Below are 25,799 nucleotides of genomic sequence, written 5' to 3'. Positions count from 1 at the left end.
TCCTTGGAGTTGAAATGGTAACGTTAGATTTAAGTGCAGAACAGGGAGCAACAGAGCCGAAACGAAAGTGAAGTGATTGAGCTGGAAAATCAGTATGAGATTGGAAATGGATGATGTGTTTATGCTCACAGCAGACGACATTTCTGTGACCGCTATGGTAAGAGAACATAAACATCCACCAGTCAGAGAGTTTGGCGAGGTTGATGTTGAGTATACCATACAGAACAGCTGCAATCATGGAAAAACCGGAGCGGATTATCTTAGATGAACCTTCGAATGCATTGGATGAAAAGAGTGAAGAAACACTATGGCAGATTGTCAGAGAAGAAAAGGAACGAAGAGCATTAATTCTTATATCCTGTCACACAACAGAGACTTTAGAGTTTCTGGATGACATTTTCTTCGTATCCTGATAAAATTGTGTTATATTTATAAATGAGGAACAAGTCAAAGAATGCCGGAACTGTTCCCCGAGAACAGCAAAAATGCACAGCAAGTCAATGGAGCGAGGAGAACCGTGTTCCTATCTGTTGATTTCTTACAAAGCGGAACAGATAGCATAAGTAAGGAGAGTGAAGCAAAATGTTTGATTTTTTAAAACGTGAGATACGTGTTACGCGAAACATAGATGAGTGTAACAAGATTAGAGAACTTTTACTTGAAAATAATATCCAAACTTATGTAATTACAAATACATTGACAAACCCAGGAAGACATCATGGAATAGCTTTTATTCAGATGGATGCCGCCTATGAATATCAAATATTTGTAAAACGAAAAGATTGGGAAAAAGCAAATTTTCTAATAAGATGATGTGGGTGTCAAAGGTAATAGGTGAAGAATAAGATAAATTTACCAATTGAAAAATATTTAGAATCATTAAAACAAGAATATTTGAAGAATAGTATTTCTACACAATCAAATAATCAAGAGGCAGAAGAAACAATAGAAAATTATAATCGTTATATTGAAGAAGTTCAATCAGAGTTGGTTAAACAAGAGCAATATGAAATATTTGAATGAACAATAAATGTCACCAATACAAAAAGAGTGAAGGAGGGATTTTTTTGTTAAAAAAGAATAATGAACTGAGGAAAGGTGGATATCTAAAAAGTTTTCATAAGGATATTATGAAAGTTATTTTTTTTGTATGTATTTTATTTCTATTATTTTTTATTATACATACAAAACTTCAAAAATCTATAGAATTACAAGTTCTTGAAGTTCACGATACCTATCTGATCCTTCAAGATTTAAAGTATTCTAATGACTATATGGTAAATTTAGTTGGAAAAGAATCTACGGATTTTAATGTTGGGGACTTGGTTATAGTGACATACAATGGCGATGTAGAGGATACAGCACCTGCTTCTTTAGGTGGTGTCACGGAAATTAAACCTTTAAAAAAATAAAAGGAGACTGTCATGAAAAAATATGCAGAATCGAAAGGATTCTTTGATTTTAAAGCAGAAAGGGAATTATATTCTATTGTTAAAGCATGGTGAGAGTGTTCAAATCAACGAAGAGAGAGGATATTGTTGCCCGAGAACTGCAAAAACAGGAAATCTATACAGAAAAAAGAACCGACAATTGTTTTGAATAACAATTCCGGGTTCTTTTTTTAGAAAGCGATTTAGTTTCACATTATTATTTGATATTTTTTTCTATATTCAGACGGGGAAAGCCCGCTTTGTTTCTTGAAAATACGGCTAAAATATAGTGGGTTTTCATATCCGATCGCTCGAGAAATTTCCGATATATTAAAAGAAGTATTTTCCAATAAGTTTTTTGCATTAGAGATCCGTAAGAATAAAAGGTACTGGGTAGGAGTAGTGCCTGTATATTGTTTGAAACTTTGGATAAACCAACTGATACTGAAATTATGGGAATGTGCATATTCATCAATGTTTATTGGCGAATTGTAATTTTGTGAAAAATACTGGACAGCCTGTTCCATTTCCTGCATTGTCAGTAAATTGCTCTTTCGTGGCTTTTCACTGGAAAGCCGGTGCGTTAGAATTAAGAGTTCCATTAAATAATAAACACAAAGTTCTTCGTACTCACTTTTGCAAAAACGTAATTCATTTATAATAGATGTAAAAATTCGTTTATATTCAAGAGAAGTACCGGTATAAATTATATGCATATCATCAGAAATACCATGCTGTCTCAAAATATTCGTTACATTATTCCTGGTAAAATGAACTCAGTAAACTTCAGTTTGGTCTACACCATAATAGTAGTAGCGTTGCTCTTCTTTGGGGCGGTAGATTACCATATTTTCGGCATTTACAATTTCTTTCTTACCATGAAAATAAAATTCTCCTTTTCCTGAGGCAATATAAATAAGTTGGAAATCTAATCTTCCCCGAGGACGGTGTGTTGGTAACTTTTCGACGGTTTTCAGACGATATGTGCCGCAGCTTCCAACAAAAAGCGGAGATTTTTTATTTTAAAAGACAGGGAAGAAAATCTGTTAGCAGAAAAATCCGTGCAGTTAAAGAAAGAAAATGACCACTTAGAGGGTACAATCTGTATTGATTTAGAGACTGTTAGACTGTGGGATAATCATGATCCTTATTTGTATCATGCGTATGTAGAACTTAAAGCAGAAGATGGAAGTTTAGTAGAAGTAATTCCTTACGATATTGGTTTCAGAAGAATTGAGATTATTGATAAGATTATTTATTTAAATGGAAAACGCCTGGTTATTACAGGAGTAAACCGTCATGAGTGGAATCCAAAAATAGGAAGATGCATTGGATTAGAAGATATGCGAGCAGATATCGCATGTATGCTCAGAAATAATATTAATTCGGTACGCACCTGTCATTATTCGGATCAGATACCGTGGTATTATATGTGCGGCAATGCAGGAATTCAGACCGGGAATTTGCTTTTTCATGCCTTCCTTATACAGCATCTGAAATTGAAAATGCTCTGCATCATGAGGAATTACCGCCAGCAAGAAGAACTGTTTTATGCGTATACGGAGCAGTCAGAGGAGTCGGAGGTATCGACAGCTGGGGAAGTGATGTGGAAGACGAATATCATATCAGTGCGGAAGAAGATATCAGATATTCATTTACCATTTGTTAGAAAACAGTTATTCAGGGGAGTATTTGGAAGATAGTTGGTGATGTTTGATGACTTGGTTGGCAATAATTCTATGTAGGTCAATAAAGATAGGGAACTGTTACCTGAGAAAAGTCAACAAATTTGTAACCGCTACACCATCCATTGCCTTTGTCACATAAGCATGTTAAAATACAATAAAATACTACAATATTATTTGTAGGGTGCGTGGGGACACACTTTACAAGAATTAACCATCACGAAGAACGAACTGTTTTAAGTGAGGTGGTATTTATGAAAAACTTGAAGGAATTAATAATTCTTCATTCAAACGACATGCACGGAGATTTTCTGGCAGAACAGATTGATGAAAAGCTGGTAGGTGGTGTATCTCTTCTCTCAGGATATGTGAACATGGTGCGTAATCAGGAAAAGAATGTGCTTTATGCTATTGCCGGTGATATGTTCCGTGGTTCTGTTATCGATTCCGAGTACAAGGGCGTATCAACCATCGGTATTATGAATCTACTTGGGCCTGATGTGGCAACGATTGGTAACCACGAGGTTGATTATGGTCTGGCGCATTTGCTGTTTCTGGAGAAATGTGCAAACTTCCCGATTATCAATGCCAACTTCCATATCCGCTCTAATCATAAGCGACTGTTTCAGCCTCACTATATTGCTGAAATAGATGGCATGAAGATACTTTTTATTGGAATAATAACAGAGGATGTACTTGCACAGACAAAAGCAGAAGAACTGATTGGTTCCTTTGTGGATATCAGCGAAGCAGCACAGGAAGTAGGCAATATATGCAATGCTTACAATGCCATTGATATTGATTTCACAGTACTTCTGACACACATCGGATTCGAGGAAGATAAAAAGCTTGCAGCTTTACTGGATCCAGCCTGGGGTGTGGATGTAATCATCGGTGGCCATTCACACACGTTTCTGGAAGAACCTGCACTTGTTAATAATATCTATATCGTGCAAGCCGGTACAGGCACAGATCAGATCGGACGCTTTGATATTATGGTAGATACTGATCTTAATGCAATCGATACATTTACCTGGCAGTTGATTCCGATCAACAACGATACTGCGCTAAAAGACGAAGCTATGGAACAATTTATAACACAGTATAAGCGGGAAACTGACAAGAAGTATGATCGTATTGTAACAAGATTCACCAAATGTCTGACGCATCCACTCCGCAATCAGGAAACAGCTCTTGGTAACCTGATCGCAGATATTCTGAAAGACAGCCTTGGAATTGATCTGATGCTTCTCGGTTCCGGTGAAGTCAGAAGTTATGAATTGGGACCTGTCGTACATTATCACAGCCTGGTAGAATGCCTGCCATATGATGAAGCTGTCTATATGCTGAAAGTAACCGGAGCACAGTTAGAACATATGCTACGTTTTATCCTGCGCGAAGAAGCCTTTCTTGGAGAACATACGGAGTTCTATCAGTTCTCCCACGGTATGCAGATTATATGGTCGCGTAAAGAACAGGTTTTCCGGAAACTTAGTCTCAATGACCAGCCTATTGAAGAGCATCAGTTATATTCTATTGCTCTTTCAAAATATCACTTTATGAATATCTCTGATTTTATGGATATTTCACTGGAAGAAACGAAAAAAAATGCACTTCCTCGTGTACTGGCCACATCAAGTCGAGATATTGTAGAAGAATATATGATGGTTACACCGCATCTTTGCCGTGAAGTTGAAGGACGCCTGATTGTTGTAGATTGATCCATTATTTGAATTAAGTTTTTCGCATGAATCAAGAATTGCCAATTTGTAACAATAAAACCCAAAACATTGGCACTTGATTAAAAAATAGAATCTCCCCTCATACCTAATGGAATCTAATTGGTTCCGGCAGATATGAGGGGAGATTCTATTTTTATGATTTTGCAATTCCAAGAGAACTGTTTTGGTTGCATTTGTTGACTTGCTTTTTGTTTTTACAGTTAGTTCCTAGCGTATCGTTACCCGAGAAGCGCAAAACTGCAAAGCAAGTCAAAGAAGAGAGGCATACCGTTACCCAAGAATTGAAAAATTGAGAAGCAAAGTCAACGAATGGATCATTGCCTGTTAGAACCGGAGCAAATGGAATCGGGAATCCGCCTGGGAGTCACTAGTGCATTTTATGAATCATCATATGTTATCGCAAGAGCCTATCAAAACGGGGTTTTTTATCTGCGGATTAATCCGTAAAATCAATATTCCTTGACATTTTAATAAAATAGTTTATACTTAAAATAGTTTGAAATTCAAAATAAAATACAGGAGAATTGAAAATGAGTATAAACAAACAATTAAAAATAGGTGATCTGACTGCGAAGCTCCCGATTATCCAGGGCGGCATGGGAGTAGGTGTCAGCAGAAGTTCCCTTGCAGGTGCAGTGGCGAAAGAAGGCGGAGTTGGAATTATTTCGACAGCGCAGATTGGTTATGATGAAGAAGGGTTTGAGAAGGATCAGGCTGCATGTAACAACAGAGCAATCCACAAGCACATCAAGCGAGCAAAGGAACTCGCGCAGGGAAATGGTCTTGTCGGTGTAAATATTATGGTTGCACTGAAGCATTATGCGGAGCATGTGAAAGAGGCCGTGGCAGCAGGTGCAGATGTGATCATCAGTGGCGCAGGGCTTCCGATGAACCTGCCGGAGCTGGTCAGTGAGACTTGCAGAACGAAGATCGCGCCAATCGTTTCTTCTAAAAGAGCTGCGCAGCTGATCTTGAAAATGTGGGCGCATAAGTATGACAGAACAGCAGATTTTCTTGTTGTAGAAGGTCCGAAAGCCGGAGGACATCTTGGTTTTTCAAGAGAGCAGTTAGATGAGATTGATACGATGGATTATGATGAGGAGATCCGTCAGATCATTGCCTGTAAGGAAGAGTATGAAAAGCGATACGAGAAGAAGATTCCTGTGATCGTTGCTGGGGGAATCTTCGACAGAGCAGATATTGATCACGCATTGGAACTTGGAGCAGACGGAGTCCAGATTGCGAGCAGGTTCGTGGCAACAGAAGAATGTGATGCGTCAGAGGCGTATAAGCAGGCCTATATCAATGCAAAAGAAGAGGATGTCCAGATTATCCAAAGTCCGGTTGGAATGCCGGGGCGTGCTCTTCGCAATGCATTGATCGAGCGTGTCGAGAAAGAAAAAGAGCCTATTAAGAAATGTTATAATTGCTTAGCAAAATGTAATCCGGGAAAAGTTCCGTACTGTATCACGAAGGCGTTGATTGATGCGGTCAAAGGTGACGTGGAAAATGGACTTGTGTTCTGCGGAAGTAATGTCGGACGGATCAATCAGATGATGAGTGTACATGAGCTGATGCAGGAACTTGTGTCTTAGATAAATGGGAAGAATCCAAAGTCATATTGAGGAAAATTAAAAAAAGAGAGAATAGTGTGAAACAAATTTAAAATATCACATTATTCTCTCTTTTTATGATATACTTAGATGATATCAGATATGAAATAATGAGATGATTTATTAAAAATAGAAGTAACTTACAAGGAGTAGCAAGGATGAAGATGCAGAATAACGATACAAAAGATGAAGGACTGAAAGGAAACGAGAAGATTGAGGAAGCAATTTTTGCACTCCAGCAGGAACCATCTCAGGAACTTTTAGCACATGCGTTGACAATGATCCGTAGACGAATGAAAGAAGAAGGACAATTGATTCTTGCGGTAGAGCCTTCTGTTGCAGAACAACTGAAGATACAGGCAGTGAAGACAGCTGATGGAAAGAAGTGGTGGAGTGCATTTACAAGTTTTGAGGAAGAATTAAAAGGTTCTAATAGTGTGATGTCTACATTTTTGACAGCAATCGAACCATTATTCCAGTCTGCTGTACAGGAGAATGAGATTGAAGGTATCATTCTGAATCCATGGAACCGGACAATCATGCTTGACAAGACACTGCTTCGACTGATTCTTGGAGAAAGTGGAAAGTGAGAACAAAGCGAAAAATGACAGTAACTATAATATGTATTTTATTTGCAGTGTTATTTGCCTGGTATGGATTCTGGATGAGCGGAAATGGATCTGGGACGGGATTCTTCCTGATCTGGTTTGTATTGGCTGCATTGCTTGGAGGATGCGCAGCAATTACATTTCTGGATGGATGGGCAAGACTTCCGATGTGGATGATGTGGATATTAAGGGGAATACTGCTTGTATTTGTAGTTTCCTTTGTGATTATCGAAGGATGCATTATCAGTCAGATGCATGCGAAGGCAGATGAAAATCTGGACTACATCATAGTGCTTGGTGCACAGGTGAGAGCAGATGGACCGAGCAAAGTGCTGAAGCATCGTTTGAACACAGCAATCGATTATCTGGAGAAAAATCCGGAGACAATCTGTATTGTGTCAGGTGGACAGGGGTATAACGAGCCATGTACGGAAGCGCAGGCGATGGCTGATTATGTGGAAGCGGCCGGAATTGAGAAAGACCGTTTGATTCTGGAAGACAAATCGAAGACAACAGAGCAGAATATAAAATATAGTAAAAAATATATGAAAAACGGAGCAAGTGTGGGAATTATCACAAATGATTTCCATATGTTTCGGGCAATGCAGATTACAAAAGGTGAGGGATTAAAGTCAGCGAAAGCAATTGCTGCAGGCTCGAATCCATTGTATCTGCCAAACAATATGCTTAGAGAATATCTGGCAGAATGGAAGTATCTGATCAGGTCAATCTTATAAAAAGCAAGAAAAGAGAGATGAAAGAAACAAATGGGTAGACGAGAATTAGAAGAACGAATCGAGAAAAGAAGAGAGGACTTTGTAAGAAACAGTCTTCTTTCAGATGAATTTATTGACTTTGTACAGGAGAATTTAAAGCCGGTCAATACGATGATGGCTTATTATCAGTGTGCGATCATGGAAGTTGAGACGAAATTTAAGGTGCTGAGCGAACAGTATTCGCTGGAGTATGACCGCAACCCGATTGAGAGTATTAAGACGCGTGTAAAATCTATGGAGAGTCTGCTGAAGAAGATTCGTCGTAAAAATATTCCATTGACGATTGATGCAATCGAAGAAAATATTCAGGATATTGCCGGTGTGCGTGTGATCTGCGCTTTTCAGGATGACATTTATAAACTTGCGAAATGCTTCCTTGATCAGGACGATGTAATTTTAATTCAAAAAAAAGACTACATTGCAAATCCAAAGCCAAGTGGTTACAGAAGTCTTCATCTGATCGTGAAGACTCCGATTTTCTTAAAAGAAGGAAAAAAGATGATCACAGTTGAAGTGCAGCTTCGTACGATCGCGATGGATTTCTGGGCGAGCCTGGAGCATAAGCTTCGCTATAAAAAGAGTATTCCGGAAGATCAGAGTAAGTATCTGGCAGAAGAGATGATGGACTGTGCACAGATCAGCTCAGCTCTTGATGAGAGAATGCAGAAGGTGCGTGATGTGATCATGCAGGCGGAGGAAAAAGAGGAAGAAAAAAGTAGCGGCGTGGAACCGTTAATGCTTCGAGGATTGACAGAGCGGATAAGACAGAAGAATCTCTGATGTAGACAGGCGGAAGATGTTTGAGACGAACAGAAAGCTGTCGAGATATGCAGAGATTTGTAGGGATAAACAGAGAGCCGGAGGGAAAAGATTATGATCAATCGAGAAGATATGCTGGCGCTGACCAGACGAATGACAGTGAAACGGACATCGATCACTCGGATCGCCGGGGGATATATGGATATAGACGGATTTATAGATGGAACATTTAACACCAGTTTCCTGAAATTAAGCCCGGCAGAACAGGAGAAGAATCTGGCACTTGCGAAGAAAGTGCCGTTTGCAAAAACAAATAAAAATCTGAAGGAATATAAGTTTTCTGATGATCAAAGAAATCCGGACAGTATGTGGAAGCTTCTGATGGGGATGCGTGCCTGTGGCTTGAAAAATGATGCTCTGATGGAGACATTTTATGAGATTATCGGGGAACATTACCAGGCAGATGAAGATTATGCAATCTATGTTTTTCATGACAGATATGACATTCCGGCGAAGGGGCTGGATCATATACGTCAGGGAGAATCAGAACGAATGTATGAATACATTTTATGCGTGATCTGTCCATTAAGCGGAGAATATGAACCGGGCGAACCGGAATGCGGTTTCCTGTTTCCTGCATTCGTAGATGGAGGCGCTGCAATGAATTACGTGGATATTTACCAGGAAGACGAAGAATACCCGCATGAAGAACTGCTTGAACTGCTTGGAGTGGAAAGGAAAAAGTTATGGCAGAAACATACAAGTCAGGAGAAAAAGTAAAATACCGGTTGGCAGAGGCAATGAAAGAATGCATGAAAAAAGCTCCGGTCGAAAAGATCACTGTGAAAGAGATCACAGAAGAATGCGGAGTGACACGTCAGACCTTTTACCGGAATTTTCAGGATAAATACGATTTGATCAACTGGTATTTTGACAAGATACTGATTGAATCCTTTGAACATATGGGAGAGGGACAAACAGTCTATGAAAGTCTTGTAAATAAATTTCAATACATTCAGAAAGAAACACTTTTCTTTCGTGCGGCATTTAAAAATGACGACCAGAACTGTTTGCGTGATCACGACTTTGAACTGATCACACAATTTTATACCGATCGTATCGAAGGAAACACCGGGAAAAAGATGTCCGACAAGATTCGCTTTCAGTTAGAAATGTACTGCCAAGGCTCCATTTACATGACGGTCCAATGGGTTCTCGGCAATCACAAAGCCACCCCCGAAACCCTGGCTAGATTCCTCTCCGAATCCATGCCCGCAGAACTAAGAGACGTCTTTAAAGAACGTGGATTGTTGTAGATAGATTTATTTCTACACACAAAAAAATGTGCGAATCATTTCACCCCTTCGTATATTCCGTAAATCTATTTCTATACACAGAAAATTCGGAAATGTGGGATAAAGTGAATCTCCGAAGAAGGATGACGCATCGAAGATGGTGAATGTGGAGTGTGCTTGATAATACTTGAAAAACTTAAGGTTACGTTAAAGAAAGGTTTGGAAACTGTCTGAGCGGCAGTGAGTTTTCCAAACCTTTCTTTGTATTTAGTAATCTTAAGTTTTTCCTAGAATTATCAGTACACGTAACCCTGAGCCAGATTCGATGCGTCATCCTTTGAAGGAATCACAGCTTATCACATTTCAGAATTTTCGTCCGTGTATCAGAAATCAATTTACATAAGCTTTCTAAAGAGCTCTTTCAGATCCTCTACACTTGCATCTTTCGGATTACCCGGTGCACAAGCATCAGCGTGAGCAGACTCAGCGAGGAACTGCAGGTCTTCTTCTTTCAGAGCTTCCAGTTTTGTCGGGATTCCAACGTCAACAGAAAGTTTCTGAACAGCATCAACAGCAGCTTTTCTGTATTCTTCAACAGACATGTCGTCAACACCTTTAACGCCCAGTGCTCTTGCGATTTCACGGTATTTCTCACCTGTACAATCTGCATTGTATTCCATAACGATTGGAAGCATCATAGCACATGCAACACCGTGTGGAGTATCGTATACAGCACCAAGTGTATGAGCCATAGAATGAGCGATTCCAAGACCTACATTAGAGAATCCCATTCCTGCGATATACTGTCCAAGAGCCATTCCTTCACGGCCTTCTTTTTCATTTGCAACAGCGCTTCTTAAAGATTTTCCAATGATCTCAATTGCTTTGATATGGAACATATCTGTCATTTCCCAAGCAGCTTTTGTTGTATATCCTTCAATTGCATGTGTCAGGGCATCCATACCTGTGGAAGCTGTAAGTCCCTTTGGCATAGAGGACATCATATCCGGGTCAACAACTGCGATAACCGGCATGTCATGTGGGTCAACACAAACGAATTTTCTCTTTCTTTCAACATCTGTGATAACGTAGTTGATTGTAACCTCAGCAGCTGTTCCGGCTGTTGTTGGAACTGCGATGATCGGAACACAAGGTTTTGTTGTCGGTGCAACACCTTCAAGGCTTCTTACATCTTCAAATTCCGGGTTTGCGATGATGATACCGATTGCTTTGGAAGTATCCATAGAAGAACCACCACCGATTGCAACGATGTAATCTGCATCAGCTTTCTTGAATGCTTCTACTCCGTGCTGTACATTTTCGATTGTTGGGTTTGCTTTGATATCAGAATAAATTTCGTAAGCAAGTCCATTTTCATCAAGAATATCTGTTACTTTCTTTGTAACTCCGAATTTGATCAGATCAGGGTCAGAACATACAAAAGCTTTCTTAAATGCTCTTGCTTTTGCTTCTGTAGCGATCTCTTTGATTGCGCCTGCTCCATGATAAGATGTTTCATTTAACATAATTCTGTTTGCCATGATTTTCGATCTCCTTTTTTAAAAACAGATTTTCGGGAAGCTTTAGAGATATTCCCGATGTACTATGTCTTTATTTTAACAAGCGTAAATAAAAAAGAAAAGTTACAAAAGGTTGAAAATGTAACATTTTAAGCTTTTTTTTGTGGAAAAGTTTTGAAAATTATAAAGGGTTTATTAAATTATTGTGAAACAAGCACAGAAAATAAAATCGAATACTAGACGAGATGAAGAGAAAGTTGTAAAATCTAATTATAGTTTTGAATCTGGAAACAGATCATTTACGGAAGGAGACAGGCATTATGGAAAAATTAACAGACAACTTAAAGAAGGTAATACTGGCTGGAATCGGAGCGGTTGCTACAACTGCAGAGAAGTCAAAGGACGTTCTTGATGATATGGTAAAAAAAGGCGAGCTTACAGTGGAGCAGGGCAAGGTTCTGAATGAGGAACTCAAGCATAATCTGAAGCAGACAGTAAAGAACAATGTGAATGTGAAAGTCAAAGTCACTACACCGGAAGAGTTGAGCGAACTTCTCGACAAGATGACACCGGAGCAGTTAGAAGCACTGAAGGCTCAGATCAAGGCGAAAGAGTCAACCGTAGATTCGGAAGCAGAAGAGGTAGATGCAGAAGATACAGCGGAAGATGTTGAAAATGTAGATGATGCAGAAGTTGTTGAGGAAGAGACAAAAGAAGAGTAAAAATATTAGAGAAGCTGCCGAAAAGCGGCTTCTCTGCTTTCTCAAGAAAGAAAAAAGTGACTATTACTTTTGAACTATCAGCAAGGGATACTGAAGAAAAGAGGAACTCGTCACCGAGACAGCAGGAGAATACAGATATGAGTGAGAAAGAAAAGGGAACAAATAATTCAAGATTTAGAGAGATTATTTCTGTACTTCGAAAACATAATATTACACGTGGACTTAGTCCGAAGAAACTTCGTTTGATCATGGAGGATCTTGGTCCGACTTTTGTGAAGATCGGACAGATCATGGCACTCCATTCTGACATTCTTCCAAAGGCCTATTGTGATGAATTGATGGAATTATGTACGGATGCAAGACCGATGCTCTTCGAGGAGGCAGTGTCTGTAATCGACGAGTCTTACGGACGCTCCTGGAAGAAAGTTTTTTCATCAATCGAAGAGACGCCAATCGGTTCTGCATCAATTGCGCAGGTACATAGAGCAGTCTTAAAGTCAGGAGAAGAGGTTGTCGTTAAGATTCAGAGAAAAGGCATTTATGAGATGATGGCGCGGGACATTGAGTTTATCCGTAAAGCAATCAAGCTGATGCCGCCGATCAGTCTGAAAGGAATGGCTGATTTTGATCTTGTGCTTGACGAACTCTGGTCAGTGACAAGAGATGAGATGAATTTCCTGACCGAAGCATCGAATATCGAAGAATTTGCCAGAAGAAATAAAGATGTCAATTTTGTTCAGACACCGGTTCTGTATCAGCAGTATACGACCGTTCATGTGCTGGTGATGGAATATATTGATGGTTGCGGTATTGATGAGAAGGATAAGCTGCTCGAAGATGGCTATGACCTGAAAGAAATTGGAAGCAAACTTGTAGATAACTATATCAAACAGGTAATGGATGATGGTTTCTTCCACGCTGATCCGCATTCCGGAAATGTAAAGATCCGTGATGGAAAGATTGTCTGGATTGATATGGGTATGATGGGACGACTGACAGAGCATGACCGTGAGATGATCACGCTTGCGATCGAAGGCGTTGCACTGAATGATGTTGGTCTGATCCTAAAGGCGGTTCTTGGACTGGGCGAATTCAAAGAACGACCGGAGCAGAGAAAACTTTACGAAGACATTGAAGGATTGCTTTTGAAATACGGAAGTACCGATATGGGCAAGATTAATGTGGCAGAGGTCATGACGGATCTGATGGAAGTCATGAAAGAAAATAAGATCATGATGCCACATGGACTGACGATGCTAGCCAGAGGACTTACGCATATGGAAGGTGTACTTTCCAATATCGCACCGGATATCAATATGGTGGAGATTGCCAGAGCAAGACTTGCTGCGGGTTTTCTTCACAATTTTAACTTTAAGAAGGAATTGAAGAACACAGGAAGAAGCCTTTTGAAATCTGTGCGGAAGATGATTGACCTTCCATCCATGACAACGGACTTAATGGATGAATTCATGAAAGGGCAGTCAAAAGTAAACCTGGATCTGCGTGTGTCAAAGGATCTGGCATTTCTTTTAAGACGCTTGGTAAGGAATATTGTTATGGGTTTGTGGGTCATGGCACTTCTGATCAGTTCAAGTATTATCTGTACGACGGATATGACACCGAAGTTTATGGGGATTCCGGCGCTTGGAGCGTTCGGATATCTGATGGCAGTGGTGATTATGATCTATGTATTTGTGAAACATATTTTCTCGAGGAAGTAAAAAAAGAATATAAAGCAAAGGAAAAGAGAGATGAAATTTTCGTCTCTCTTTTTTATATATTAGGAAAGTCCTTTCCTAATATATAAAAAACGCTCCGCTCAGGATGCGCACTGTGGCGTACAAGGTAGGTGTCGCAAGCGGTCTACGTTTCCACTTCGGTCCTTGCTAAACAAGCGCCACTGGCGCTTAGCAACGCCGCAGGCGCAAGAATGTGCCGAGGCACATTCTTTGTTCATGAGAAAAATATATAAGTTTAAAACAGATAAATGAGAAAAGTTCTCAAATAATAAAAATCCAATTGACTGGATAATAGACATCCTGTATACTTACAGAGTTAGTTAGACTAACACAAGTTAGAAAAGTATAACCTGGAGCGATTACATGAAATTAAAAAATATAAAATGTTTACTTGCAGTCTGTCTTTGTGCATCGGCCCTGTTGGTCGGATGCGGACAGAAGACAGCAGATAAATCCGAAATATCGTCAGAAAGTGCACAGAACCAGTCGGAGGATATTCAAGAAGCATCCAGAGATGTTTTTGCAATGGATACCTATATGACAGTGACTGCGTATGGAGAAAATGCAGAAGCAGCCGTTGATGCAGCACAGGCAGAGATTGAGCGTCTGGACGCACTTTTATCGACAGGAGATGAAGACAGCGAGATCGCAAAACTGAACGCAGATGGAAGTGCAGAGCTTTCCGAAGATGCAGGTTATCTGACGGAACGTGCATTGGAACTCTACCAGGAAACAGACGGGGCGTTTGATATTGCGATTTATCCGGTGATGGAAGCATGGGGATTCCCAACACAGAACTTCCAGGTTCCGTCACAGGAGACATTGGATCAACTTCTTCCACTCACTGATGCGGGAAACATTTCTTATGACAAAGAAACGAGAAAGATATCTTTCGGCGTAGAAGGAATGAAAATCGATCTCGGAGGAATTGCAAAAGGATATACCTCATCCAGAATTATGGACATTTACAAAGACAATGGAATCACAAGTGGATTAGTGAATCTTGGCGGAAATGTGCAGGCACTCGGAACAAAGACGGATGGAACGAAATGGAAGATTGCAGTGCAGAGTCCGGATGATACAGAGGATTATCTGGGAATTCTGAGCGTTCAGGACAAGGCAGTTATCACTTCGGGAGGATACGAGAGGTATTTTGAACAGGATGGTGTGACGTATCATCACATCATTGACCCGAAGACCGGATACCCGGCAGAAAGCGGACTTGTCTCTGTAACAATTGTAAGTTCGGACGGAACACTGGCAGATGGACTTTCTACTTCACTTTTTATTATGGGAGAAGAGAAAGCGGCAGAGTTTTGGAGAGAACATAAGGATGAGTTTGATGCAATCCTTATGAGTGACGATGGAACGCTATATGTAACAGAAGGGTTGGAAAATGATTTTTCAACGGAAAGAACGGTTGAGATCATCCGATAGAAAGTATAAGACAAAAGCAGAGATGGGAGGACAAAAATGGATTTAAAAGAGACAGGAAAGAAGTTGAAGCCATTTGCACCGGTACTTTCGGTAGCGGTTGTGGCATCCTGTGTAGCAGGCTCCCTGAGTGGATATCAGCCACCGGTTTATGCAGCGCAGGAACAGTCAGAAATTATAAAAGAAAAAACAGAAAAAGTAGAGGAACAGCAGACGCAGGCGGTAAAAGGTTCTTTTGATCTGACGGATGGTGTTTACAAAGGGACCGGAACAGGTTACGCAGGAGATATTACAGTTGCTGTGCAGATCAAAGACAGGCAGATCACAGCAATTGATATTTTGAGTTCATCTGACGATGCAGCATTTTTCAAACGTGCACAGGCGGTGATCGATAAGATCATCGAAGGACAGACATTGGAAGTCGATACTGTTTCAGGGGCAACCTATAGTTCCCGGGGAATCATCAGTGCAGTGAAGAATGCACTGACAGGAGAAAAAGACAGCGGAACAACAGGACAGTCACAGTCTGGTGGCGGCGCGGCAGCAGGAAGTTCTACTTCTGTCGCAACAGTGGAAGACCCGGCAGCATATAAGGACGGAACTTATTACGGAACAGGGACTGGATTTGGTGGAACACTGAAAGTAAAGGTTGAGATCAGTGGTGGAAAGATCACAGACATCCAGATTATGGAGAATCAAGATGGAAGCGAATACATTTCCAAAGCCTCTGCACTGATCAATGCGATCATCAGCAGTCAGAGCACCAATGTAGATACCGTGTCCGGAGCAACATACAGTTCAGTTGGAATTATCCAGGCGGTGCGAGATGCCTTAAGTCAGGCAGCAGTGAGTGGAAATGGAGCAGCTTCGGATTCTTCAGAGACGAATGGCTCGAACAGTTCTTCCAGTCAGGATCAGAGTACATCCACAACCGGAACAGTTCCATACAAAGAAGGAATCTATTATGGAACAGCGGAAGGATACAGTGGAGATGTATCGGTAGCTGTGGTGATCCAGGAGCATACGATCAAAGCGATTTTAGTCACAGAGACATCAGATGATGAAGCATTTTTCAACCGCGCAATGGATGTAGTGAAAAATGTGCTTAAAAATCAGAATACAGATGTAGATACTGTATCTGGTGCAACTTACAGTTCTAAGGGACTTCTCGGAGCAATCAAGAATGCTTTAAAACAGGCGGAGAAAGTAACGAATGGAGAATCCATTGAAGAGAAAGCAGATACAACGGAACTGGAAAATGCAGTCAAGTCAGCAGAAGCACTTGTGATGGAGGAGTATACGCAGAGTAGCTGGGCGGTTCTGAGTCTCCGACTGAATGATGCAAAAGAGCTGTTGGAAACAGCTGCGAATGAAACAGTGGAACAGCAGGCTGTTGATAAAGCGGTGGAGAACCTGAACCTTGCAGTTGCACAGCTTGAGAAAAAGAAGTCAGATCAAGAGGAAGAAGTGAAGACAAAATACATCGATGGAACTTATGAGGTGAGTGTACCATGTAAGCCGGATGAGGATGAAGATTTTACAGAGTATCAGCTTTCTATGAAGGTGACAATACGAAATGACAAAATTGTATCCATTACTGACGTGTCAGGAGATGGGGATGCAGCAAATGACAGCTATATCAAGAAGGCGGCAAATGGAACTTCAAGCAAAAAAGGTGTCATTTCCCAGATTATTACCAAAGGAATGCCGGAAGAAATCGATACGGTATCCAGAGCAACCTGTTCTTCGAATGCGATTATTGACGGATGCAAAAAGGCACTGGAAATGGCTTTAAGACCAGAAGAGACGGAGGCGCAGTAGGATGAAAGAGTTTATCGTAAGACTGTTTAGTCTGCTGGCAATCGTCGGTGTCCTTTTCGGATATAATGAAGTGTTGGATGTCCGTGCGAAGGATGAGGAAATCGCAAAACTGAATGCACAGTTGGAGATACAGTCATCTGGTGCCGGCAGTGATTCTGAGTCAGGGAGTGATTCAGGAGATGGAGCAGGATACAAGGATGGAACCTATACCGGAGAAGCGGATGGATTTGGCGGAACGGTTGCGGTAGAAGTTACTGTAAAAGATGGAAAGATCGAAGCGGTAGAAGTGACTTCCGCCGAGAAGGAAGACAGTGCATATCTTGCAATGGCGGAAGATATCATTCCAAAGATCATAGAGGCGCAGAGTGCAGAAGTTGATACGATCAGCGGCGCAACGTTCAGTTCGACAGGAATTAAAAATGCAGCAGAACAGGCATTAGAACAGGCGGTAAAGTAGTTTGAAGAAGTTGAATATACATAATTTAAAAGCAAAAGAAATTAAAAAATTGCATACTTGGCTTCGTGCCTTGATTCAGATTCTCTATTTTCTGTTTCTGCCATCTGTGTATACAGCGGCATTTGCCGGCGTGAAATACATTTTTACACAGATAGGAGAAGGCGAGGCAATCGGGCTGACCTCTTTTGTAACAGTGCTTATAGTTCTCTGCGCGTATACGATTCTTTTCGGAAGATTCTTCTGTGGATTCGCATGTGCATTCGGAAGTCTTGGAGATGGAATTCATGCATTTTATCTTTGGTGTTTTAAGAAGAGAAAGAAAAAGCCGGTGCTGCTTTCAGAAAAGATCACAGAGAAGTTAAGCTATTTGAAATATCTGGTGTTGACCGTAATCGCAGTACTTTGTTTTGCGGGAGTATACGGAAAGGCAAAAGGGACAAGCCCGTGGGATGTTTTTTCTATGCTGCATGCAGGAAATCTTCATTTGCAGGGATATTTGCCGGGAGTGATATTACTACTTCTTATTATTGTGGGGATGTGTCTGGAAGAAAGATTTTTCTGTCGGAATCTGTGTCCGATGGGAGCAGTATTCTCATTGCTTCCGGTGCTTCCGTTCTTTGCATTGCACCGCGACAGAGAAAATTGCATCAAAGGCTGCAGCGGATGCACGAAGAAATGTCCATCCTGGATCGGACTCCCGGAAGACGGATCACTCAAAGTCGAGGGAGATTGTTTCCAATGCCAGAAATGTATTGATACCTGTCCAAAGAAGCATATCCATACAGGAATCAAAGGTCTGAAGGGAAATGAATTCTGGTTTACGATTCTTCGGGCAATTCTGTTACTTGTAATTATGATCTGGGCAGGAGTGTAATAGATGAAGAAAAAAGATCTGTTTTTAGGAGGCGGAATCCTCTTTGCGGCATGTGTACTGTTTCTTGTGATGAACCTGATGCAGTATGTACAGGCAAAGGAAAGCGGGCAAAAAGAAATTCAGGAAAAACAGGTTGTGATCAAGGTAGATGGAGAAGTTTACGGAAGATATGCTTTGGATGAAGACCAGGTGATTGAAGTGCAGGATGGAGACTTTTACAACCGTGTCCGGATCAAGGATGGAAAAGCGTATATGGAAGAGGCTGACTGTCCGGATGGATATTGCGAAGAGCAGGGAAAGATCAATAACCGGACACAGACAATTGTCTGCCTGCCTCATAAGCTGGTTGTAGAAATAGAAGAAGTTGAGAATTTTGATGATTCTCAAAATGAAAAGGAACATCTACCGGATACAATTTCTAAATAAATTAATTGTTCGACTGTAAAGGAGAATGTATGAATAGAAATAAAAAACTTGCGAACATGGCAATGCTTGTTGCGCTGGCAATGATTTTTAGTTATGTGGAAAGCCTGATCCCAATTAATTTTGGAGTGCCGGGGATGAAGCTTGGAGTGGCTAATCTGGTCACTGTAACAGGTCTTTATTTTCTGGAAATTCCGGAGGTACTGGCGGTATCGGTACTGCGTGTACTTCTGACAGGATTTCTTTTTGGAAATGGAATGTCGATCATTTACAGTCTGGCAGGGGCGGTTGTCAGCCTTCTTGCCATGGTACTTGTAAAGAAGATGGATGGAATTTCCATTGTAGGAGTCAGTATCGCTGGCGGCGTCTTTCATAACATAGGACAGATTCTTGTTGCGATGGCAGTGGTGGAGAATCTGAAACTGATTTATTATCTGCCAGTTCTTCTTGTGGCAGGAACAGTGACAGGGTTCGTGATTGGAATTGTCGCAGGAAAGATTTTACCGGTTGTGAAGAAAGAAGCTGTAAGGACAGTATAGATATATACTTTTTGATTACAGGTTAGTAAAAGCTAACTTGATAATATATTCCATGCGGAAGCAGGAAAGCAGAACTGCGACAGGCAGGATCTGTATGTAACTATTTTAGTTAAAAAGGAGGTTTCTATGAAAAACAAAGAAATGAAAGTAAAGGCAATGTCCATGGCAGTGGCAATGTCTATGGTAGTAGGACTTTGCCCGTCAACGATCTTTGCGGCAACAGGAAGTCAGACTGCAAAGGATGGAACTTATACAAAGACGGCTCATGTAACCAGAACAGAAGATGACAGTGACGATGAGTGGGAAGAATATGATGTAGAAGTAAGCTTGAAAGTAGAGGATGGAAAATTCTCTGAGATCACAGTTACACCGAAAGAAGGATATGACGAAGGAAATGCATCCTACTTTAATAAAGCATATTCCAAAACAAAAGGATTTAAAACAAAGCTTGAAGGCCAGGCCGCTACAGAAGATACAATTAACAGCTAGGATACAGTATCCGGTGCAACACGTACTTCTGATGCAATTAAAAAAGCTGCACTTGAAGCAATCCAGTCAGCTCCGGTAGCTGGGGAGACAGTTACCATTGACACAGCAAAGCTGGAGTCAGCAATCGCAGCGGCTGAGAAACTGACAGAATCTGATTACACAGCAGACAGCTGGAGTGTAATGCAGACAAAATTAACTGCAGCGAAGGCCGCTCTGAAAGCAAAGGAATCCCAGAGTGCAGTGGACACAGCGGCAGATGAGTTAAATACAGCAGTGAAGGCATTGAAAAAGGCAGAAGTTGCGAAAGAAACTTATGTGTTGATGAATATCCCATATTCTGAATTTTATGCAGCTGATCAGGTAGCAGGAGCAGACAGTGTATCCTCCGCTACAAAAGCGAAAACAAGATCAACACTTGTAGCTGGATCTTATCATGTGAATAGCGATGGAACAGATATTACAGGTATTACATATCCGGTCAAGATTAGCGACGCATCTGTGCTGAAAAACTATACACAGATTACAGATGACAGCAAGCTTTCCATTACAGTAAATATGAAAGGAAAGGAGACAACAACAGAATATAATGGAAAAGATGCGTTATTCGAGAGCGCAAGCTATTCTTACTATATTTTAAGTGAGACTCCTTCCTATTATAAAGAAGCAACAGTAAATGCAGATGGTTCACTCAGCTTTAGTGAAGTGAAAGGTGCAACTGCACAGAAGTTGAGTGATGCATCAATTGATTTCACAACAGACACAAAGTATGGAGATTATGAATTAGATGTAAATGGACTCCCAGAAACAGTTAATACAATATATGGAGTTGTGATCAGCACAAAAGAAGGAGACAACTACGGACTTCGTCATCTTGAAAATATCTGGAAAAAGACAAAACTGGCATGGAGTACAGGATTTGTGACAACATCTCATGGAAACACACTGGACTCAAAAGATTATGAAAAGATGATGGGGCAGACAATCAATAAAATCACATATTACACAGATAATGGAATCTATGAGATTGATGCAGATCAGTATGTGCCGGTTAAATTCAATGGGAATGTCGCAGCAGAGAATGCAGATGTTGAAAGTGGAAAAGTAAATGTAACTGTAGAAGGACTTCCTGGTGATTATCAGGCAGAATATACAGTTGAAGGTCTTGATGATGTTCAGGTAAAAGACGGGGTACTTACCTATAAGACAAAAGGCGCTGAGATAGGCAAATATACTCTGAAAGTATCTGATAAATCTGGAAAATATGCGGATCTTACGACAGATTTTGAATTGACAACAGAAGCTGTACCGGTTGTATTTAACAGCGAAAGTGCAGCACTTGTAGCAGCAGAAGGATATGCAGCAGAGGATGTAACTTCTTATGTAAAGAATATCGAATCCGTAACAGTTGACGGAACAGAGTATGCGGCAACCGGAAAACGTGCAGTGAAGATCATTAAAGAAGATGGAACAATTGATACGACTGCGGCTCCATTTAAGGATGCAGAAAATGGACATGGATTTAAGATCTCAGTAAAGGCAACAGGCTATGCAAAGGATTACGAATTCACTTATACTTTATCACAGGAGAGTGAGTATACTTACGCATATGTAGGACTTAGCTGGGCAGAGTACTGGGCTGCTGAAAATGTGCAGGCAGCAGGAAATACATCTTCTTCAGATGCAAAGGATTCAAAAGGAGAGTCTGACAAGGGTGCATTCGATACTGTAACAAGAGCTACAGTAAATCATGGACTTCACAGAGGTTCTTTCCAGTGCAACGCAGTAATCAAGGCGGAAAATGGAAAAGAGTATGCAGTAGAGTACTGGACAGATGGAACTACTGCAGTTCTGACAGACGGAAGCAAGATTACATTTAACAGAGGAGAGATCACAGAAGAATCCGGTGCAACAACAAAGATGACAGAGTATGATGTACTCGGACTGAAATATGTGCCGGTGAAAGTAAAAACATCTGATCTGGATGCATTGAAAGCAAGCTATCGTGTGATCGAAAACGGAAGTGAACTTGCGGGAGGATATTCAGAAAAGAATCTGGTAAGCTATACAGGACTGGTTGCCAATGTAACAGAGAATACAAACGGTCTGAAAACAGCAACAAAGAATGAGGATGGATCTTTCAGTTTCTCTGCAAGAGTGAATAATGGATCAGAGTCCGGAATCAAAGATCAGGCACTCAAGACAGCACCAACAGCAGAGGAAGCAGGGCTGACAGTAAAAGAAGCAAGCGGATCTTATGGAGAATTCTTAAGAGTTGATCTGACAGGAAACTATGGTGATCTTGGATCAAATCTCCAGACTGTTACATGGACTTACTATGGAGATGACAGCACATATACAAATGCAAAAGCTACTTATGGAACAAAATTTGCAGCAGATAACTGGATGCACAAAGCAATGGGAATCCAGCTTGGACTGACAGATTCTCTTCGTTGCACACTTCCGGAAGGAACAGATGGAACAGGATACTGGACCATTACACTGACAGCACTTGGATACAATGACGTGACATACAAATTCCAGGCAACAGAGGAGAATATTGTAAAAGCATCTGAGAATGAAACAATCACAACAACAGAACTTGAGGCAGCTATTGCAAAAGCAGAAGCCCTGAAAGAAGCTGATTACACAGCGGAAAGCTGGGCATCTATGCAGATGGAACTTCAGGAAGCAAAAGATGAATTGAAAAATCCAAAAACTCAGGCAACTGTAGACGAGGCAGTAAGCCACCTCAACGCAGCTATTGAAGCACTTGTTAAGGCAGAGGGAGATAAGACAGAAGAGGATAAGAAAGACGACGATAAGACAGAAGAGCCGGCAGCAGTTGATACTTCTTCCCTTGAGAAAGTAATTAGTGATGCGGCAGCTCTGAAAGAAGCTGATTACACAGTTGACAGCTGGAAGGCATTGCAGAGTGCACTGACAGACGCTAAGAGCGCATTAAATGCAAAAGAAAGCCAGGAAAAAGTTGATAAAGCAACAGATGCGTTAAATGCAGCAATCAAAGCACTTGTAAAGAATGGAAATCAGGCGGGAAGTCAGAATGGAAGTGCAACTCCGACTGTTACAAAGAAGGCAGGAACAACTACGGATGGATCAGCTTCCAAAGGAACAAGTGGATCAAAAGCCGCAAAGACAGGTGATCCGGCAAATGTTCTTGGCTTATTAGGACTTGCATTCTCCTCACTCGGAGCAGGAGTTGGCGGATTTGCATGGAAGAGAAAAAGAAAATAAAGACAAGAAAATTGAGAAAATTTTTCAACAATTTCGCGAAAAAGATTAAAATAGTGCATTGACACTATCGCTTTAAAGTGATAAACTCCTAGCAAATGGAATAACGCTTTAAACCGATGAAGCGGAGATCAAAGTAATTATGCGCGCACAGAGAGTCCGGGAAGCTGAGAGCCGGATCGAGATGCAGGTTGCCAAATGGACCGCTGAGGGCACAGTCAAAGGATTTGAGAATCCGAGTACTCTGTGACGTGTGGGCATACGTCAGTTGCCGGAGATATGTTAGTATCTTACAGAGCGCATGGGAGTGTACCCGTGAATCAAGGTGGCACCGCGGAAAAGATTTAGATTTACCGTCCTTGACAGAATAGGAATATTCTGTCAGGGACTTTTTTTCTACCATAAACATATATTTCCTATCGGGATAAAAGAGAAATTCATTTTGCAGCATAACTTCAAGGAGGAATACACATGGACAAGACATTAGAACAAATCAGATCCTACGCTGAACAAGGCAGATACAAGCGAGTTCCGATCAGCAAAGAGCTGTATGCAGATGCATTTACGCCGATTAGTGTGATGCGGACGCTGCGGGCGGCAAGCAAGCATTGCTATCTGCTGGAAAGTGCGGAGGACAGACAGCAGTGGGGAAGATATTCCTTCCTTGGATATGCACCGACGATGGAGATTACCTGTACCGATGGGCGTTTGATCATCAGCGAAGGGCATGAAGATGAGGATAAGACCAGACGGGAAGTTTTAACCGACCATCCGGGAAAGGCTCTAAGAGAGATTCTCGAAGCATATAAAAGTCCGGTTGTTCCTGGACTTCCGCCATTTACAGGAGGGCTTGTTGGATATTTTTCTTATGACTACATCAAATATGCAGAACCGACATTGAAGCCGGTTCTGGAAGAGAAGAATGAGACTACAGGAAAGACAGCAGCAAAAACGGCAGTAAGAGATTTCCGGGATGCGGACTTGATGTTATTTGACCGTGTCATCGTATTTGACAATTACAGACAGAAGCTGATCCTGATTACAGGCGTGAAGCTGGAAGGTGATCTGGAAGAAAATTATGCGAACGCGAAGCAGGAATTAGAAGAGATGGAACGATTGATCCGAAGCGGGGCGCAGGCAGATTTCCGACCACTGGTTTTAGAAGAAGCGTTCCATCCGGGAGTGGATAAAGAAGATTATTGCAAGATGGTTGAGAAAGCTAAGGAATACATTTATGAAGGTGATATTTTCCAGGTCGTGTTATCCAATCCGCTGACAGCGAAGGCAAAAGGAAGTCTTTTTGATACCTACCGGGTGCTTCGAACCTCGAATCCATCTCCGTATATGTTCTACTTTTCAAGTGATGATATTGAAGTGGCAGGGGCTTCACCGGAGACGCTGGCGAAGTTAGAAAACGGACAGGTGTGCACTTTTCCTCTTGCTGGTACAAGGAAGCGAGGAGTGACCGAAGAGGAAGATCAGGAATTGGAGAAAGAGCTACTTACAGACGAGAAAGAGCTTGCAGAGCACAACATGCTTGTAGATCTTGGGCGAAATGATGTCGGCAAGATCGGCCAGCCGGGAACAGTTAAAGTTGATAAATATATGGAAATCCAGAGATATTCCCATGTAATGCATATCGGTTCCACCGTGACAGGGAAAATTCGGGAAGACAAAGATGCGCTGGATGTAGTCGATGCGATTCTCCCGGCAGGAACGCTTTCCGGAGCACCGAAGATCCGCGCATGTGAGATTATCGCAGAACTTGAACAGGAGAAAAGAGGCATCTACGGAGGGGCAGTCGGCTATCTCGATTTTGCAGGAAATGTAGATACATGCATTTCCATCCGTCTTGCTTATAAGAAAAATGGATACATTCGCGTACAGTCAGGAGCCGGAATCGTAGCAGACAGTATCCCGGAAAATGAATTCCAGGAGTGTTTAAATAAGGCAGGGGCAGTGCTTCAGGCAGTGGAAACTGCGAAAGGAGGATTGGAATGATACTATTACTTGACAATTATGACAGCTTTACCTATAACCTATATCAGTTTATCGCAGGAGTAGAATCAAAAAGAGGTGACATGCAAAAAGATCAGATTGATTCAGAAGTGAAAGTAATACGAAATGATCAAATCACACCGGAAGAGATTCTGGAACTTGCGCCCGAGGCGCTGGTAATCTCACCGGGGCCGGGAAAACCTTCTGAAGCTGGAATCTGTATCGAAGCAATTCAGAAGCTGAAAGGAAAGATCCCGATGCTCGGTGTTTGTCTCGGACATCAGGCAATGGCAGAAGCGTTCGGAGCAACGGTAAGTCACGCCGGACAGCTGATGCATGGGAAGACATCACAGCTGAAAGACGTAAAGACAGACAGTGTCCTCTTTCAGAATCTGACACTTCCAATCCAGGTGGCAAGATATCATTCACTCGCAGTTAAGGAAGAGACACTACCGGAAGAACTGATTGTGACAGCGCGAAGCGAGGACAACGAGATCATGGCGATGGAACACAAAGAATATCCGATCTTTGGGTTACAGTTTCATCCGGAATCCGTGATGACACCGCAGGGACTTCAGATGATAGAGAACTTTATTAACTATGCAAAAGCATTGAAGGAGAATTAA

Annotated in this window: 25 protein-coding genes and 3 pseudogenes; 26 read left to right on the top strand and 2 right to left on the bottom strand. The window is 41.4% G+C overall.

The window, feature by feature from the left end; all coding sequences use genetic code 11:
• Positions 1-94: 94 nt before the first annotated feature.
• The 5 genes from LI126_RS02350 to LI126_RS02330 all read left to right on the top strand — a co-directional run bounded on the left by LI126_RS02350 (position 95) and on the right by LI126_RS02330 (position 1,412).
• Positions 95-268: a hypothetical protein gene (locus LI126_RS02350; RefSeq protein ID WP_227164758.1), complete on the top strand. Its 174-nt coding sequence runs from the start codon at positions 95-97 to the stop codon at positions 266-268.
• Entirely contained in the window at positions 207-413 is a 207-nt protein-coding gene (locus LI126_RS02345; RefSeq protein ID WP_227164757.1) for a hypothetical protein, read from the top strand. Before LI126_RS02350 ends, LI126_RS02345 begins: the two co-directional genes overlap by 62 nt.
• 169 nt (positions 414-582) lie before the next feature.
• Entirely contained in the window at positions 583-813 is a 231-nt protein-coding gene (locus LI126_RS02340; RefSeq protein WP_227164756.1) for a hypothetical protein, read from the top strand.
• A 21-nt stretch (positions 814-834) separates the two neighbouring features.
• Entirely contained in the window at positions 835-1,023 is a 189-nt protein-coding gene (locus LI126_RS02335; protein ID WP_227164755.1) for a hypothetical protein, read from the top strand.
• Positions 1,024-1,067: 44 nt separating this feature from the next.
• Complete coding sequence (locus LI126_RS02330; RefSeq protein WP_227164754.1) at positions 1,068-1,412, top strand: hypothetical protein; 345 nt, start codon at positions 1,068-1,070, stop codon at positions 1,410-1,412.
• Positions 1,413-1,639: 227 nt separating this feature from the next.
• On the opposite strand, the pseudogene LI126_RS16275 reads toward LI126_RS02330, so the two are convergent.
• Positions 1,640-2,452, bottom strand: a pseudogene (locus tag LI126_RS16275) (helix-turn-helix domain-containing protein); the annotation flags it as partial.
• Here LI126_RS16275 and LI126_RS15835 point away from each other — a divergent pair.
• The 9 genes and pseudogenes from LI126_RS15835 to LI126_RS02280 form a co-directional block, all read left to right on the top strand.
• A pseudogene (locus tag LI126_RS15835) lies at positions 2,447-2,881 on the top strand (glycoside hydrolase family 2 TIM barrel-domain containing protein); the annotation flags it as partial. The pseudogenes LI126_RS16275 and LI126_RS15835 overlap by 6 nt on opposite strands.
• A pseudogene (locus LI126_RS15830) lies at positions 2,881-3,099 on the top strand (beta-galactosidase small subunit); the annotation flags it as partial. The pseudogenes LI126_RS15835 and LI126_RS15830, both read left to right, overlap by 1 nt.
• A gap of 270 nt (positions 3,100-3,369) precedes the next feature.
• Positions 3,370-4,836 (top strand): bifunctional metallophosphatase/5'-nucleotidase, encoded by a 1,467-nt coding sequence (locus LI126_RS02310; protein WP_055158548.1) that lies wholly within the window; start codon positions 3,370-3,372, stop codon positions 4,834-4,836.
• A 551-nt stretch (positions 4,837-5,387) separates the two neighbouring features.
• The gene (locus tag LI126_RS02305) at positions 5,388-6,452 is read left to right on the top strand and encodes an NAD(P)H-dependent flavin oxidoreductase (RefSeq protein ID WP_155205000.1); all 1,065 of its coding nucleotides are present in this window, start codon (positions 5,388-5,390) and stop codon (positions 6,450-6,452) included.
• Positions 6,453-6,628: 176 nt separating this feature from the next.
• Positions 6,629-7,060: an SseB family protein gene (locus LI126_RS02300; protein ID WP_020436687.1), complete on the top strand. Its 432-nt coding sequence runs from the start codon at positions 6,629-6,631 to the stop codon at positions 7,058-7,060.
• Positions 7,057-7,815, top strand: a complete 759-nt coding sequence (locus tag LI126_RS02295) for a YdcF family protein (RefSeq protein WP_020436686.1) — start codon at positions 7,057-7,059, stop codon at positions 7,813-7,815. The genes LI126_RS02300 and LI126_RS02295 overlap by 4 nt, the downstream gene beginning before the upstream one ends.
• 30 nt (positions 7,816-7,845) lie before the next feature.
• Complete coding sequence (locus LI126_RS02290; RefSeq protein ID WP_015528132.1) at positions 7,846-8,634, top strand: GTP pyrophosphokinase; 789 nt, start codon at positions 7,846-7,848, stop codon at positions 8,632-8,634.
• Between the two features lie 93 nt (positions 8,635-8,727).
• Entirely contained in the window at positions 8,728-9,393 is a 666-nt protein-coding gene (locus LI126_RS02285; protein WP_015528131.1) for a DUF4317 family protein, read from the top strand.
• Positions 9,360-9,929 (top strand): TetR/AcrR family transcriptional regulator C-terminal domain-containing protein, encoded by a 570-nt coding sequence (locus LI126_RS02280; protein ID WP_020436685.1) that lies wholly within the window; start codon positions 9,360-9,362, stop codon positions 9,927-9,929. The genes LI126_RS02285 and LI126_RS02280 overlap by 34 nt, the downstream gene beginning before the upstream one ends.
• 374 nt (positions 9,930-10,303) lie before the next feature.
• On the opposite strand, the gene fucO is transcribed toward LI126_RS02280, so the two are convergent.
• On the bottom strand, positions 10,304-11,449 hold the full coding sequence (fucO, locus tag LI126_RS02275) for a lactaldehyde reductase (RefSeq protein WP_020436684.1): 1,146 nt from the start codon (positions 11,447-11,449) through the stop codon (positions 10,304-10,306).
• Positions 11,450-11,748: 299 nt separating this feature from the next.
• Between fucO and LI126_RS02270 the strand changes: the two genes are divergently transcribed.
• The 12 genes from LI126_RS02270 (at position 11,749) to LI126_RS02215 (ending at position 25,799) form a co-directional block, all read left to right on the top strand.
• Positions 11,749-12,150 carry a hypothetical protein gene (locus LI126_RS02270; RefSeq protein ID WP_020436683.1) on the top strand — a complete coding sequence of 134 codons (402 nt, stop codon included), beginning with the start codon at positions 11,749-11,751 and terminating at the stop codon, positions 12,148-12,150.
• A 137-nt stretch (positions 12,151-12,287) separates the two neighbouring features.
• A complete protein-coding gene (locus LI126_RS02265) occupies positions 12,288-13,871 on the top strand; it encodes an ABC1 kinase family protein (RefSeq protein ID WP_227164753.1) in 1,584 nt (527 codons plus the stop codon).
• Positions 13,872-14,252: 381 nt separating this feature from the next.
• Positions 14,253-15,326 carry an FAD:protein FMN transferase gene (locus tag LI126_RS02260; protein WP_227164752.1) on the top strand — a complete coding sequence of 358 codons (1,074 nt, stop codon included), beginning with the start codon at positions 14,253-14,255 and terminating at the stop codon, positions 15,324-15,326.
• 36 nt (positions 15,327-15,362) lie between these two features.
• Entirely contained in the window at positions 15,363-17,144 is a 1,782-nt protein-coding gene (locus tag LI126_RS02255) for an FMN-binding protein (protein WP_227164751.1), read from the top strand.
• 1 nt (position 17,145) lies between these two features.
• The gene (locus tag LI126_RS02250; protein ID WP_227164750.1) at positions 17,146-17,601 is read left to right on the top strand and encodes an FMN-binding protein; all 456 of its coding nucleotides are present in this window, start codon (positions 17,146-17,148) and stop codon (positions 17,599-17,601) included.
• A 1-nt stretch (position 17,602) separates the two neighbouring features.
• Entirely contained in the window at positions 17,603-18,475 is an 873-nt protein-coding gene (locus tag LI126_RS02245; RefSeq protein WP_227164749.1) for a 4Fe-4S binding protein, read from the top strand.
• A gap of 3 nt (positions 18,476-18,478) precedes the next feature.
• Positions 18,479-18,901 (top strand): NusG domain II-containing protein, encoded by a 423-nt coding sequence (locus tag LI126_RS02240; protein WP_227164748.1) that lies wholly within the window; start codon positions 18,479-18,481, stop codon positions 18,899-18,901.
• 29 nt (positions 18,902-18,930) lie between these two features.
• Positions 18,931-19,437: a Gx transporter family protein gene (locus LI126_RS02235; RefSeq protein ID WP_227164747.1), complete on the top strand. Its 507-nt coding sequence runs from the start codon at positions 18,931-18,933 to the stop codon at positions 19,435-19,437.
• A 126-nt stretch (positions 19,438-19,563) separates the two neighbouring features.
• Positions 19,564-19,926 (top strand): hypothetical protein, encoded by a 363-nt coding sequence (locus LI126_RS02230; RefSeq protein WP_227164746.1) that lies wholly within the window; start codon positions 19,564-19,566, stop codon positions 19,924-19,926.
• Positions 19,927-19,962: 36 nt separating this feature from the next.
• Positions 19,963-23,178, top strand: coding sequence for a penicillin-binding Tp47 domain C-containing protein (locus LI126_RS02225; RefSeq protein ID WP_331469851.1), 3,216 nt, complete (start codon positions 19,963-19,965; stop codon positions 23,176-23,178).
• 468 nt (positions 23,179-23,646) lie between these two features.
• Positions 23,647-25,176 (top strand): anthranilate synthase component I, encoded by a 1,530-nt coding sequence (gene trpE / locus LI126_RS02220; RefSeq protein WP_227164745.1) that lies wholly within the window; start codon positions 23,647-23,649, stop codon positions 25,174-25,176.
• Positions 25,173-25,799: an anthranilate synthase component II gene (locus LI126_RS02215; protein WP_227164744.1), complete on the top strand. Its 627-nt coding sequence runs from the start codon at positions 25,173-25,175 to the stop codon at positions 25,797-25,799. Before trpE ends, LI126_RS02215 begins: the two co-directional genes overlap by 4 nt.

This window comes from Mediterraneibacter sp. 210702-DFI.5.30 (genome assembly GCF_020560115.1).
In the GTDB taxonomy this organism is placed as follows: Bacteria; Bacillota; Clostridia; order Lachnospirales; family Lachnospiraceae; genus Mediterraneibacter; species Mediterraneibacter faecis.
The sequence above is the reverse complement of the archived record's forward strand: the minus strand, read 5'-3'. Positions and strand labels throughout refer to the sequence as shown.